At 46.0% G+C, this 13,646-nt stretch carries 13 protein-coding genes; 9 read left to right on the top strand and 4 right to left on the bottom strand.

The features are described from left to right. Nucleotides 1-23 precede the first annotated feature (23 nt). The 8 genes from rbfA to lepA all read left to right on the top strand — a co-directional run bounded on the left by rbfA (nucleotide 24) and on the right by lepA (nucleotide 9,466). Nucleotides 24-383 (top strand): 30S ribosome-binding factor RbfA, encoded by a 360-nt coding sequence (gene rbfA, locus CES81_RS06510; protein ID WP_089087959.1) that lies wholly within the window; start codon nucleotides 24-26, stop codon nucleotides 381-383. A 114-nt stretch (nucleotides 384-497) separates the two neighbouring features. Further along, entirely contained in the window at nucleotides 498-1,397 is a 900-nt protein-coding gene (truB, locus tag CES81_RS06515; protein ID WP_089087958.1) for a tRNA pseudouridine(55) synthase TruB, read from the top strand. 17 nt (nucleotides 1,398-1,414) lie between these two features. Continuing rightward, nucleotides 1,415-2,380: a riboflavin biosynthesis protein RibF gene (gene ribF / locus CES81_RS06520; RefSeq protein WP_089087957.1), complete on the top strand. Its 966-nt coding sequence runs from the start codon at nucleotides 1,415-1,417 to the stop codon at nucleotides 2,378-2,380. 105 nt (nucleotides 2,381-2,485) lie between these two features. Further along, nucleotides 2,486-3,529, top strand: a complete 1,044-nt coding sequence (gene hrcA, locus CES81_RS06525) for a heat-inducible transcriptional repressor HrcA (RefSeq protein WP_089121138.1) — start codon at nucleotides 2,486-2,488, stop codon at nucleotides 3,527-3,529. A gap of 15 nt (nucleotides 3,530-3,544) precedes the next feature. Continuing rightward, complete coding sequence (gene grpE, locus CES81_RS06530) at nucleotides 3,545-4,174, top strand: nucleotide exchange factor GrpE (protein ID WP_089087955.1); 630 nt, start codon at nucleotides 3,545-3,547, stop codon at nucleotides 4,172-4,174. 46 nt (nucleotides 4,175-4,220) lie between these two features. After that, on the top strand, nucleotides 4,221-6,089 hold the full coding sequence (gene dnaK / locus CES81_RS06535; RefSeq protein WP_089121139.1) for a molecular chaperone DnaK: 1,869 nt from the start codon (nucleotides 4,221-4,223) through the stop codon (nucleotides 6,087-6,089). A 209-nt stretch (nucleotides 6,090-6,298) separates the two neighbouring features. Then, the gene (dnaJ, locus tag CES81_RS06540; protein WP_089121140.1) at nucleotides 6,299-7,456 is read left to right on the top strand and encodes a molecular chaperone DnaJ; all 1,158 of its coding nucleotides are present in this window, start codon (nucleotides 6,299-6,301) and stop codon (nucleotides 7,454-7,456) included. Between the two features lie 171 nt (nucleotides 7,457-7,627). Then, complete coding sequence (gene lepA, locus CES81_RS06545; RefSeq protein ID WP_089121141.1) at nucleotides 7,628-9,466, top strand: translation elongation factor 4; 1,839 nt, start codon at nucleotides 7,628-7,630, stop codon at nucleotides 9,464-9,466. 124 nt (nucleotides 9,467-9,590) lie between these two features. On the opposite strand, the gene CES81_RS06550 is transcribed toward lepA, so the two are convergent. Beyond that, complete coding sequence (locus CES81_RS06550; RefSeq protein ID WP_089121142.1) at nucleotides 9,591-10,811, bottom strand: DNA/RNA non-specific endonuclease; 1,221 nt, start codon at nucleotides 10,809-10,811, stop codon at nucleotides 9,591-9,593. Between the two features lie 247 nt (nucleotides 10,812-11,058). On the opposite strand from CES81_RS06550, the gene CES81_RS06555 reads away from it, so the two are divergent. Further along, a complete protein-coding gene (locus CES81_RS06555) occupies nucleotides 11,059-11,382 on the top strand; it encodes a thioredoxin family protein (protein WP_089121143.1) in 324 nt (107 codons plus the stop codon). 77 nt (nucleotides 11,383-11,459) lie between these two features. Here CES81_RS06555 and CES81_RS06560 read toward each other — a convergent pair whose 3' ends face one another. The 3 genes from CES81_RS06560 to CES81_RS06570 form a co-directional block, all read right to left on the bottom strand. Further along, nucleotides 11,460-11,654: a hypothetical protein gene (locus CES81_RS06560; RefSeq protein WP_089121144.1), complete on the bottom strand. Its 195-nt coding sequence runs from the start codon at nucleotides 11,652-11,654 to the stop codon at nucleotides 11,460-11,462. 14 nt (nucleotides 11,655-11,668) lie between these two features. Continuing rightward, nucleotides 11,669-12,550 (bottom strand): DegV family protein, encoded by an 882-nt coding sequence (locus CES81_RS06565; protein WP_089121145.1) that lies wholly within the window; start codon nucleotides 12,548-12,550, stop codon nucleotides 11,669-11,671. A 95-nt stretch (nucleotides 12,551-12,645) separates the two neighbouring features. After that, a complete protein-coding gene (locus CES81_RS06570) occupies nucleotides 12,646-13,557 on the bottom strand; it encodes a magnesium transporter CorA family protein (RefSeq protein WP_089121146.1) in 912 nt (303 codons plus the stop codon). Nucleotides 13,558-13,646 lie beyond the last annotated feature (89 nt).

Raw genomic sequence — 13,646 nt, forward strand, 5'->3', positions numbered from 1 at the left:
AGAACTAACGAGGTGTTAGATATATGGCACATTATCGTCAAGGACGGCTTGAACAAGAAATTCAGCGCGAAGTTAACGATATCTTGTTAAAGCGGGTTCGTGATCCACGGGTACAGGACGTCACTGTTACTGGTGTTGTTGTTACCGGGGATTATCAGCAAGCCACGATTTATTACAGTATCTTGTCTGATAAGGCCTCTGATGGTGAAAAAACTGCCCAGGGATTAACCAAAGCAACGGGTTTGATTCGTAGCGAGTTAGGTTCCCGCCTGAATATTTTCAAGGTACCAGAGCTAACATTCGAACGTGATGAATCCGTTCAATATGGGAGTCGGATCGATCAGCTGCTCAATAAGCTGCACCGTGAAGATTCTAATCTATAAGTTAAAAAAGTCGTCTACAGAAATTTCTGTGGACGGCTTTTTTCGTGTCGTTATCACGTCTACACGTGATATAATAGCAAAGTTAGACAGTTTATACGAAACGGAGCGGTCACAATGGATGGCATTATTCCACTATATAAAGAGCGCGGCATGACAAGTCATGACTGCGTGAATCATGTACGTAAGATCGTCCACATGAAAAAGGTCGGGCATTCTGGCACGTTGGATCCTAACGTGGATGGCGTCTTGCCGATTTGTGTGGGCAGCGCAACGAAGGTGGTCGATTATTTGATGACCCACCAAAAAGTATACCGTGGCAGTGTGACCTTAGGGTTTGCTACCGAAACGGAGGATTTAGACGGCGCTGAAGTGAAGCGCGTTGTTATGAGTGAACCAGTTCCAGACGAAAAAATTGACGCCGTGATGGCAGGTATGGTCGGTGAACTGTCGCAGGTACCGCCGATGTACTCAGCCGTGAAGGTGAATGGTCGGAAACTCTACGAGTACGCACGTTCTGGCCAAGAAGTTGAGCGGCCCGTTCGAACCGTCACGATCAAGTCCTTTAAGCGTACCAGTGACAGTCAGTTTGATGCTGCAGCTGGTACGCAGCGCTTTGACTTTGAAGTGGCTTGTACCAAGGGGACTTACGTGCGGACCTTAGCCGTTCAAATTGGAACTGATTTAGGCCTGCCGGCTGTGATGTCATCTTTGACCCGGGTGGAATCCGGTGGTTTTACCATCAACGAAACCGTGTCCTTAGACACCCTGCGTGAGCAAGTTGCTAACGATGCCGTTGAATTTCTCTATCCCATTGACCGGGTGCTGACCCAGTATCCCACGATTGAAATTTCAGATGAAATCTGGTCAGTTGTGAAGAACGGTGTCTGGTTATTACCTGACGAAGTGAATACGGATGCACCAGTGATATCACTCAAGTATCAGGGACAGATCAAGTGTTTGTATCAGCGGGTTAAGGACCGCTATAAACCGTTAAAAATGTTTAGTACTAAGTAGAAAGTTGGGACAATAATATGCAAGTCATTCAAATTCATCATCCACTAACGACGGCAAAGGTTATCAATCAGCCGGTTGTTTTGGCAATGGGCTTTTTTGACGGTGTCCATCTGGGGCATCAAGCGGTCATTAACCGGGCGCGTGCCATTGCGGATGAACGGGGGTTAGCACTGGCAATTTTGACCTATGATCATCACCCGGCACTGGTTTATCAAAAATTAAGTCCGGAGCGTAATCGTTACTTGACGGTTAACGCTAGAAAGATGGCGCTTTTCGAACAGTTGGGTGTTGACATTGTGTATCAGGTTAACTTTGCTAGCCAGTTTGCTGACCAGACACCACAGGAATTCGTTGACAACTATTTACTGGGGTTTCATGCCAAGGTGGTGGTTGCGGGTTACGACCATACATACGGGCCAAAGGATATTGCGACCATGGCGAACCTGCCTAAATACGCTAAGGGTCGGTTTGAAATCGTCACGGTGGGTGAAAAAGAACTGCAGGCACAAAAAATTGGTTCTTCGCGAATCCGGCGTAATTTGGATCAAGGCCACATCAGGACTGCCAACAGCTTATTTGGTTACCGCTATCAGACAACCGGAACGGTGATGCACGGTGAAGCCCGAGGGCGAACACTTGGGTTCCCTACGGCTAATATTAGTCATGATGCCAAGTACTGGCTACCAGGGATCGGGGTTTACGTGACCCGTGTCAAAGTGAACGGTCAGTGGTACCCGGCGATGACGTCGATTGGCCGTAACGTTACTTTCGGTTCGGGCCGTCCAGTGACCGTGGAAGCATACTTGTTAGATTTTAAGCAGGCCATTTACGGTGAAGTTGTGACCGTTGAATGGGATTATCGCCTGCGCGGTGAAATTAAATTTAATACTGCTGACGACTTAGTTCAACAATTAAAACGGGATGCGCAAAATACGGAAGCCTATTTTACAGCGCATCCCATCACCAAATTAGCACTCGAATGAATTAATTGCTAAAAAAGTTGGCTGAATGCTTGACTTAAAAAACTGCGTTTGATACATTATATATGTGTCTTAGCACTTGAGTAACTTGAGTGCTAAAAAGAGGTGATGATCACGTTAACGGACAGACAGAATATGATTTTAAAGGCAATTGTTCGTGACTATACGAGCAGTGGCGTTCCTGTGGGTTCCAAGGCGCTAGCGGCACAGTTACCGATGCATGTGAGTTCAGCAACGGTACGTAACGAAATGGCTGCTTTGGAAGAGCTGGGGCTGATTGCGAAGACCCACTCTTCATCCGGTCGAATTCCTTCAGTGAAGGGATATCGCTATTACGTGGATCACTTGGTTCAGCCGGATCCGATCAAAGCCAATGACATTGATATCATCAAGTCTTCACTTGAAGGTCAATTTCTGAAAATTGACGAAATTATTGAAACATCGGCGAAAATTTTATCAAACTTAACGTCGTATACCGCTTTTTCACTTAAGCCGGAGCACAAACAAAGCCGGTTAAGCGGTTTTCGGTTAGTACCATTGGGCAAGCGGCAGGTCATGGCCGTCTTGGTGACGGATAATGGCGATGCTGAATCACAAACGTTTAACATCACCACTAAGATTACGGGTGATCAGCTTGAAGCCGTGGTCCGCTTGATCAATGATCAGTTAGTCGGCAAGCCGTTAGACGAGGTACTAAGCGCATTGAAGTCGGAGATTCCCATGCAGGTTGCCAATTATTTGCAGCAACCCGAAGGATTTTTAAAGGTGTTTGGCGATGTTTTGACTAAGGCTGCTCAGGAGCGGTTTTACGTCGGAGGTCGCTTGAACCTGTTAAACTTCTCTGACAGTAATGACGTAGATGAATTAAAGTCGTTGTATACCTTAATGGATCATAGTGACGACATGGCTGATGTTTTGGGTCAGCCGTCTGATCACATTCAAGTGAAGATCGGCAGCGAAATGACCAACGATATTTTAAAGGATTACAGTTTGATTACTGCAACCTACGATGCCGGTGATCATGGCAAGGGTGTGATTGCTCTGTTGGGGCCGACCCGGATGCCATATTCGCGGATGATTGGCTTAGTTGGCGCTTTTCGGCAAGAACTAGCGCAACGGCTCATTGATTATTATCGCTATTTTGATCAGTAGTAAAGGGGTGTTATAGTGGCTGAAGATAAAGCAAAAAAAGCAGCGGACCAACAAAAAGACACGCAACAGTCCACTGAGAGTAAGGCAAAAAGTAACAAGCAGCAACCGGCTGCTGACGCGGCAAAGTCAGCAGATCAATCAGCCTCAGCAGGAGATAAGAAGTCTGCGGGCAAAGATGCTTTAACCAAAGCACTCGCACAGGTCGACAGCTTACAAAAGCAGTTGGACAAGACTTCTGATCAATATCTGCGCGCTGAAGCTGAGATTCAAAATATTCAAACTCGCAACAAGAAGGATCAGGCTGCGTTGATCAAATATGATGGCCAGCAATTGGCACACGATATTTTACCAGCACTGGATAACTTGGAACGTGCACTGAGCACACCGGTTGAAGGTGAACAGGCTGAATCCTTAAAAAAGGGAATTGAAATGGTTCAAAAGCACTTGATTGATGCGTTGACCAGTAATGGTGTGACCGAGATTAAGGCTGAAGGTGAGAAGTTCGATCCGAATATTCATCAAGCCGTTCAAACCGTGTCTGCAGAGTCGGATGATCAAAAAGATCACGTGACTAAAGTTTTGCAGAAGGGATACCGCTTGAAGGATCGGGTTTTACGCCCAGCAATGGTAATGGTTGCACAATAAACGCAATCGCTTGAATCAAACTTTAAATAAAGAAGGTAAATTATTCATGGCAAGTAATAAAATTATTGGTATTGACTTAGGGACTACAAACTCAGCAGTTGCTGTTCTAGAAGGTAAAGAACCTAAAATTATTCCTAATCCGGAAGGCGGCCGGACAACGCCTTCAGTCGTCGCATTTAAGGACGGTAAGCCATCCGTTGGTGCCGTTGCAAAGCGTCAGGCAATCACTAACCCTAACACGGTTTCTTCAATCAAGAGCCACATGGGTGAAGCTGGTTACAAGGTTAACATCGAAGGCAAGGATTACACACCAGAACAAATTTCTGCTTACATTTTGCAGTACATCAAAGACTTTGCTGAAGATTACATTGGCGACAAGGTCACCCAAGCGGTGATTACCGTACCAGCCTACTTTAATGATTCTCAGCGTCAAGCCACTAAGGATGCCGGTAAAATTGCTGGCTTAGATGTTAAGCGGATCATCAACGAACCAACGGCTTCTTCATTAGCCTATGGTCTTGACAAGAAGGATGCCGATGAAAAGATCCTGGTTTATGACCTTGGTGGTGGTACCTTTGATGTTTCCATCCTTGATTTAGGTGATGGCGTGTTCGACGTGCTTTCTACCAACGGTGATACTCACCTTGGTGGTGACGACTTCGATAAGCGCATCATGGACTGGTTGATTGAACAGTTCAAGGCTGATAATGGCATTGATCTTTCTAAGGATAAGATGGCAATGCAACGCCTGAAGGAAGCTTCTGAAAAAGCTAAGAAGGATCTGTCTGGTGTTACTGAAACTCAAATCAGCCTGCCATTTATTTCTGCCGGCGACAATGGCCCGCTTCACTTGGAGACCACTTTGACCCGTGCGAAGTTTAACGAATTGACTTCTGACTTGGTTGAAAAAACTCGCGAACCCGTTGAAAATGCTTTGAAAGATGCTAAATTATCAACGGATGACATTGACGTTGTTATCTTAAACGGTGGTTCAACTCGAATTCCAGCCGTTCAAGAAGCCGTTAAGAAGTGGACTGGTAAGGAACCTAACCACTCAATCAATCCTGATGAAGCCGTTGCTTTGGGTGCTGCCGTTCAAGGCGGTGTCTTAACTGGTGATGTTAAAGACGTTGTTTTACTTGATGTTACGCCATTATCACTGGGTATTGAAACCATGGGCGGTGTCTTCACCAAACTGATCGATCGCAACACAACGATTCCTACCAGCAAGTCACAAGTCTTCAGTACTGCCGCTGATAATCAACCAGCTGTTGATATTCACGTGCTGCAAGGTGAACGGCCAATGGCTGCTGACAACAAGACCTTGGGTAACTTCCAGTTAACTGACATTCCAGCTGCCCCTCGTGGTGTTCCTCAGATCGAAGTTACCTTTGATATTGACCGTAACGGGATCGTTAACGTTTCGGCCAAGGATAAGGGTACTGGTAAGGAACAAAAGATTACCATTAAGAGTTCTGGTGGCTTGTCAGACGAAGAAGTCGACAAGATGATGAAGGAAGCCAAGGAAAACGAAGAGGCCGACAAGAAGCGTAAGGAAGAAGCCGACTTGAAGAACGAAGTTGACCAATTACTCTTCACTGTTGACAAGACTTTGGACGAAGTTAAGGGTAAGGTTTCTGACGACGAGATCAAGAAGGCTAAGGATGCACGCGATGCTCTTAAGAAGGCCCAAGATGATAACAACGTTGAAGAAATGAAGACTAAGAAGGACGATTTGAATAAGATCGTTCAAGACCTTTCAGTAAAACTTTATCAACAACAAGCTCAAGATAAGAAGGGTGCCGCAGATGGTGCTGATGGTGCTAACGCTGATGATCAATCAGGTAAGAAGACTGATGATGGTAAGACCTTTGACGGTGACTTCTCAGAAGTTAATGATGACGATAAAAAGTAATGATTAACTAGACAGCAGACAGGAAGTCAAGGCTCAAACGCGGGCTTTGGCTTTTTGTTTTGGTAGAACTATGCTATTCTACTAAAGTGAATGATTATTGGTTCAAAATGGTCAGTTAGATTGAAACGACCATTTAATAGGCCAACTGCATTGCAATTGAATCAAAAAATGATAGACACAAGCAATGCTTACTTTTTTAGGAGGTTAATATGGCTGGTAAAGATTATTATGAAGTGCTTGGGATTTCTAAAGATGCAACCCAAGCTGAAATTAAAAAGGCCTACCGCCAATTATCAAAAAAGTATCACCCAGATATTAACAAGGCGCCTGGTGCTGAAGAGAAGTTTAAGGAGATCACTGAGGCTTATGAAGTCTTGAGTGATGAACAAAAGCGTTCAAACTACGATCAATACGGATCAGCTGACGGTCCTCAGGGCTTTGGCGGTGCTGGCGGAGCCGGTGGCGGCTTCGGTGGTTTCGGCGATGCTGGTAGTTTTGGCGGCGGCGGTTTTGAAGACATTTTCAGTCAATTCTTTGGCGGCGGCGGTGGCGGTCGTTCCCGCAACCCTAACGCTCCGCGGCCAGGACGAGATCTGCAGTACGAAATGACGTTGAAATTTGAAGAAGCCATTTTCGGTAAAAAAACTAAGATCAAGTATAATCGGCAAGCACAATGTCATACTTGTCATGGTAGCGGTGCTAAACCGGGGACTAGTCCAGAAACTTGCCACAACTGTGGCGGCTCGGGCTATGTCACAACGGAAACCAATACGCCGCTGGGACGGATGCGCAGTCAGCAGGTCTGCCCAGTCTGCCATGGTACTGGTAAAGAGATCAAGGAAAAGTGCCCAACTTGTGGCGGTTCGGGTCACGAAGAAGAGCGGCATGAAGTTGAAGTCAACATTCCAGCTGGGGTGGATGACGGTCAGCAAATGCGGCTGCAAAATCAGGGTGAAGCAGGTGAAAACGGCGGTCCTTACGGTGACCTGTTCATTCTGTTCAACGTTAAGCCAAGTAAAATCTTTACCCGTGATGGTGCAGATATTTATTTGGATAAGGATATTAGCTTTACCCAAGCTGCCCTTGGTGATGAAATCAAGGTTCAAACGGTTCACGGTGACGTTAAGTTAAAGATTCCAGCCGGAACTCAAACGGGTTCGGTTTTCCGTTTGAAGGGTAAGGGTGCACCGCGACTTCGTGGTAACGGCAATGGTGATCAACGGGTTACCGTTAAGATCGTGACGCCAAAGAACTTGAATAAGGGTCAGAAGATGGCCTTAAAGGCGTACGCTGAAGCCAGTGGTGAAAAAGTCGGCAACGGTAAAGGACATTTTTTTGACAAGATGAAAGATGCATTTGATAATTAGTTCAGCGGAGTGATGACCACATCCTCTAACGGACAGAAAAAGCCGCATGGTTGATCATTGACCAGGCGACTTTTTGACGTTTCAGTGGGAATTTCGATCATCACAAGTGGTTTTAGCTAGTTTCTGTTATAATAACTAGTATGTTTGAATTTAAAAGGTAGGAGAGTGCAAATGGATCTTGAACAAATGAAGGCGCACCAACGGGATATCCGGAATTTTTCAATTGTCGCTCATATCGATCACGGTAAGTCGACGCTAGCTGACCGCATTTTGGAAATGACGGATACCGTTGCTAAGCGTGATATGCAAGACCAAATCCTAGATAATATGGACCTGGAGCGGGAACGTGGGATTACGATCAAGTTAAACGCCGTTGAACTGACGTACGATGCTAAGGATGGGCATACTTATGAGTTTCACCTGATTGATACCCCAGGGCACGTGGACTTTTCGTACGAAGTGTCACGGAGTTTGGCGGCCTGTGAGGGTGCAGTGTTAGTTGTGGATGCTGCGCAAGGAGTAGAAGCTCAGACTCTGGCAAACGTTTATTTGGCGATTGATGATAATTTAGAGATTATACCCGTCATTAACAAGATTGACCTGCCGTCAGCGGAACCCGAAAAAGTGCGCAAAGAAATTGAAGATGTTATTGGCATCGACGCTTCTGACGCGGTTTTAGCCAGTGCCAAAAAGGGTATTGGTATTGAAGATTTACTGGAACAGATCGTTCATCAAGTACCTGCACCAGATGGTGATTTGGAAGCGCCGCTGCGGGCACTGGTCTTTGATTCCATTTACGATGATTATCGCGGTGTCGTTTTAAGTGTCCGCTTATTTGAAGGGACCGTTAAGACCGGTGATCGAATTCGACTGATGAACTCTGGCGCTGAGTATGAAGTCACTGAAGTCGGGGTCAACTCGCCCAAACCATTGAAACGTGATCAGCTGATTGCGGGGGAAGTTGGTTATATCACTGCTAGTATCAAGGATATTGAAGATACCCGTGTTGGTGATACCGTGACCAACGCAGCTGACCCAGCTGATAAGCCGTTGCCAGGTTACCGGGAAATGGAACCGATGGTCTACGCTGGGTTATACCCCACGGATAATGCCAAGTATGGTGATTTGCGCGAGGCTTTGGAAAAGTTAAAGCTAAACGATGCTGCCCTGAGGTTTGAACCAGAAACTTCCCAAGCCCTTGGTTTTGGCTTTCGTTGCGGTTTTTTAGGTATGCTGCACATGGATGTTGTCCAGGAGCGGCTGGAGCGTGAATTTAACCTGGATTTGATTACCACGGCGCCTTCCGTAACGTACCATGCCAATCTGACGGACGGGACGGTTAAAGAAGTGGAAAACCCTTCTGAAATGCCGGATGTTTCCGCAATTAAGACGATTGAAGAGCCCTTTGTTAAAGCAACTATTATGACGCCTAACGACTACGTGGGGGCAGTGATGGAACTTTGCCAACGGAAGCGTGGCCAGTTCGTTACGATGGAATATTTGGACGATTATCGGGTCAATGTCATCTATAAGATGCCGCTTTCTGAGATTATCTTTGATTTCTTCGATAAGCTGAAATCCTCTACGAAGGGTTATGCCTCGTTGGATTATGAGCTGGATAACTATCAGGAAAGTGACCTCGTGAAGATTGATATTTTGCTGAACGGCGACAAAGTTGATGCCCTGAGTTTCATTTCTCACCGTCAGTTTGCTGAGAAGCGTGGCCGTGATATTGCCACTAAGTTAAAGAAGATTATTCCGCGGCAAAACTTCGAAATCCCGATTCAAGCGGCGATTGGTGCTAAAATCATCGCTCGAACAACCATTAAAGCTTACCGGAAGGATGTCACTGCCCGGATTCATACCGGGGATCCTGACCGGCGTGCGAAGTTGCTGGAAAAGCAAAAACGTGGTAAGGAGCGGATGAAATCCGTGGGAACCGTTGATATTCCGCAGGAAGCCTTCATGGCGGTACTGCAAACGGACGAGGAAGAAAACAACAGTAAGTAATTTGAATGGTGTTAGTAACTGAGCAGCTAGGCGAATTTGGTCTAGGTGCTTTTTTACATAGTACGATGTACGATCAAAAAAGAAGCCGACAGCAAAATGCCGTCGACTTCAATTTAACTGAGGGTTAAGGCTGAGCGTATTCGTTACCGCGAATGGCTTCAGTAGCACCATTTGCCTGTGCTTGGGTTCGAGGTTCATAAGTATAATTACCTGGATTGGTTACCCGGGTGTAGTACTTATGACTTTCGGAGACGAAGACGTAGCCTGATTTGGCTACGTGCCATTTACCAGAAGTGGTGGTCTGATGGCTCGTAGTTGAGTGTTTAGTGGAACCGGTCGAACCAGTATTGTAATGGTGCTTGTACGTGGTCGTCGTGTGACGGCGGTACGGTTTAGCATTATTAGCACCAGTGTTGTAGTTGATCTTGATACCTTCAGCGTCGTTGATCACGGCAATTTCAGTATTGATCGTGCCGTCGGAAGACTTAATATCAACCAAGGAACCACGGGGAATACTTTCGTTGCCCTTATAAATGGGTGTGGTTTGATACGTGACAGTTTGATGGGTGCCAGGGTGGCTGGTCCAGTAGTTTTCAACGGTTTCTTCGCCGTAACGCATACCGCCGTCTTGGTCAGCACCGACGTTTTGCGGCCGGGTACCGGTGGTGAAGTTATTAGCGGAGGTGTATGACTTGGTTCCAAGCAAACTATCGCCGATGGAGTGGCTGCGGTTCCAAAGATAACCATGGTAAGTCCGACCAGTTGAAGTGTACGAAATCGCGACGATTGGATTATGATTTGGCCAAGCATATGGCTCTAAAGGATCACCTTGTCGGCCACCTCTAGACGAAGCGTATTCTTGGTAGGTGAGTTTAGCCCGGGCAGTGGCTGGCCGCTGCTGTGTATCTTGGGAGAAGTGACAGCGACCGGCAGCCATGTGACGACAGCCGGTAAGGTGAGCTTTGCCGACATGCCAGTAGTAGTTGCCAGTTGGACCAGCTGATTTTTGATCCGTGTAGCTGACCAGTTTATCTAAAACAGTTGCGCGGCTTTGGTGTTTTTTTGAGCGGTGCACTTTCGGGTGGGTATTGTGAGAGGTCACCTTGGTATGCTGGCTGGATTGAGAACTGGTGTCCTTTAATTCGGCTCGGCTACTTGATTGCTGGCTAGCTGATTTGCGGGCAGGATGATTGCTGCCAGAACCGCCAACTACCAAGGCTAGGATAAACAGGATCAGTGCGGTCCAGCCTAGCCGTTTAGTCGGCCGACGGTGAAAGCGGCGAACGCCCCAGTACGCAAATAAAATGATACTGATAAGTATCAAAATGGTGCTCAATGAAGACATAGTATGTATCCTCCTAAAATAGAAATAATAAAATAAGCAATAAATGATTACTATTCCAATATAGCAAGTCTGCTAGCCCTTTACCAACCTAAAATCATATCATCTTATGTATTATGAGGAAAAAGCTGGTTAATATTTGAACCTTAAAGCCATTAGTCTTGTAAACTTAACTCATTTAAGGGAGGAACGGTAATGACAACGTTCAGGTTAATTTGCTATATAATAGGCATCAAGGAGGCGGGGACTGATGGGACCAATTAAAGCGATCCAGGATACAACTTATGAGCAGGAGACCCGAAACGGTCTGGTATTGATTGATTTTCGTTCTGACTGGTGCCCGCCGTGTACGGCAGTAGACCGGGTTTTGATGCAGTTAGCGGCGAACCCTCAATTAGCTCAGCAAGTAAAATTTGTCTCAATCACAGTGAACCGTCAACCGTTGATTGCACGGGCAATAGGGGTGCAGAGTACGCCTACCGTGATTTTAAAAAAGGACGGTCACATTGTGGATGCGGTCATTGGCCCCCGTTCTGTGGGGGAATTTAAGGCTTTGATCATGAAACATTTCTAAGCCGAATCAAAAAAGAAGCTAGCTTGCCGTTTCAGGCAGCTAGCTTCTATTTAATTCAAATGAATAATGGCTGGGGTTTAATGTTTTAGACGCGGTAAAATTTGCTTTTGAATAAATAATAATAATTGCTGGTACTCTGCCTTATTCTTTGGCGTCGGTAATTGTGAAAAGTCAAAGTCGGGGTGGTTCAAATCCCGGTTAAGGGCGGCCACGAAATCATGGCGGGAAAGATAATCCGTATCTCCCTTAGAGCCAACAGAGAAAAAATTCATGTTTTGTCCTTCTTTCAGCGGTTTGCAGCGTCTGGCCACCGTTCCCAGTCATAGTCCCAAAGCAGGGCCATGGTGCCGGCACCTACGTGGACCCCAATTACCGGGCCAATTTCACTATGGGTGATGTTGACATCGGGGTATTGCTGTTTTAGATCAGCAGACCATTTTTTTTGCAGATCCGCGTTATCAGCATCGATAACGGTGAGGCGCAAGGGGTAATCCGTTTTTTCATAGGCCGTTTGAAACTTTTGTTTGATTCGCTGGTAAGCGTGGCGCATCGTGCGTTCTTTTTCAATGGCAACGATTTTAGCCTGGTCATTAAAAGTCAGGATCGGTTTGATGCGCAACAAGCCGCCGACTAAGCTTGAAGCGTTGGATAAACGGCCGGTGCGGACCAGGTGCGACAAATCGTCCACAACGAAGTAGGCTTTAATGGTGTCCCGCAGCCGGGTCAGTGCTTGAATAATTTCCTCTGGGGAACGACCAGCTTGGGCCAGTTTAGCAGCCAGCATCACCAGGTCGGCTTCACCAGCCGAGGCGATGCGTGAGTCAAAGGGATAAACTTTGATGTTGGTCACGTTTGGTAAGTAATTAACGAGATTACTGTAAAAACTGGTAATGCCAGATGATAAATGAATGCTGATCACAGCATCATAACCGTCGTGTGCTAGCTGATCGTACATGGTCTGCATTTGACCAAGCGTCACTTGCGTTGTCGTGGGCATCTGCGAATCCGTTTTTAAACGCTGGTAAAATTCACTCGTTGTGATTTCAACGTTATCTAAATAAGTCTGCCGACCGAAAATAACGGTGATGGGAACCACGTGAACGTTATTATCCGTTATCTGTTTTGGTGTTAAATAACTGGCTGAGTCAGTTACAACGGCAATTTTCATTAGTGAGGCTCCTTTGGGTTGTTAGTCATTAAATCGTTAAGAGCATACCAAAGACGAGGACGGGAATCAATTACATTGGACAAAATTTAATGAAGCTATAACCGGTGATGCATTTTGAACACCAGTAACAGCCAAATGATCAGGCCAATCGATAGCCCAATGACCATGATCCAGGCGCTGTTAAAGTGTTCTAAGGGCAGCTTAACGTTCATCCCGAAGAACCCGGTGACAATGGTGGGTACGGCCATGGTCAGCGACCAGATGGTCAAAAATTTCATGGTGTCATTCAAGTTATTATTGATGATACTGTCAAAGGTATCGGTGATGCGATTGACGACTTGTTCTTCGTTTTCAATCATGTGCAAAACTTGGTCAGATTCAATGGAAACGTCTTCCAGTAAATCGTTTTCGGTACTGGAATTATTCACCCCAAAATACGTGCGCGGTATCCGAGTGAACAGGTCATTGTTGGACTCAACGGCGCTGTTGAAGAAGGTCAGTGTTTGTCCCAAGTAAGATAGGGCCACTAAATTGCTGTTTTTCGCGTCCTTATTCAACATCTTATCCAGCTGGTTGCGCTGCTTGGTGACAAATTTGACAATTGGAATATAACTGTCAACGAGGTCAAACATCGACTCTAGAATAAACGCGGAGGTGGTGGTGATGTCCGTATCCTCGGCTGATTTAAGGAAAGCCTGGTCCACAAAGTTTAAACGGCTTTCATTAAAGGTGAAGAGCACGCCCTGATGAAGCAGAAAGCCAACTGGCCGTGTGATGTAGCGTGGTGCTTGGGTATTTTTCAACTGGTAGGGGACCAGCACAATCATGAGCTGCTGGTTGTTTGTCGGATCGTAAACGTAATTAGCGGTTTCGTCTTTATCAGTGACATAAGTAATAATATCGTCAGTAATTCCGTATTCAGCCATGAGTGTTTGCTGCTCGGCTTCTGTCAAGGCCGCTGTTTCAACCCAATCAAAGCCGTTTAAATGTTTGGTTGGTTTAATCATGAATAAACTTCCTCGTTAGTTTTTAATTTTAAAAGCACTTATGCTTCCAGAATACTATTTCCATAGGCAAAAGCAAGCGTGAGACCAGT

The organism is Secundilactobacillus pentosiphilus, from assembly GCF_002217985.1.
In the GTDB taxonomy this organism is placed as follows: domain Bacteria; phylum Bacillota; class Bacilli; order Lactobacillales; family Lactobacillaceae; genus Secundilactobacillus; species Secundilactobacillus pentosiphilus.